The 308-nt window shown below is 40.3% G+C and carries 1 rRNA gene; it reads left to right on the top strand.

Features of this window, described 5'->3' with window-relative positions:
- Positions 1-205: 205 nt before the first annotated feature.
- Positions 206-308 (top strand): 5S ribosomal RNA (gene rrf, locus DDR33_RS25455); the annotation flags it as partial.

The raw sequence follows: 308 nt of genomic DNA, 5'->3' as shown, positions 1-308 counted from the left end.
TTCAAGAGCAGACACTCTGTTGGCCATCTCTTCAAGTACTTCTTCTGATCATGTTAAATATGAGTTATAAGTAGTAAGTTATACGTTATAAGAAACGAGAACTAACTATAGATATAGCCGGAAAAGAAATTAGAGAGTGAATAAGTAAAAGGAAGTAGGAAGACTTACTACTTAGAACTTAAGACTTAAAACTTTCAAAAGATCTTCAGGTGCCTATATCGGCGGTGTCCACCTCTTCCCATTCCGAACAGAGAAGTTAAGCCCGCCAGAGCCGATGGTACTGCGGTAACACGTGGGAGAGTAGGTCG

Source organism: Pararcticibacter amylolyticus, from assembly GCF_003130405.1.
Lineage (GTDB): Bacteria > Bacteroidota > Bacteroidia > Sphingobacteriales > Sphingobacteriaceae > Arcticibacter > Arcticibacter amylolyticus.
This window is presented reverse-complemented; position numbering and strand designations above follow the sequence as displayed.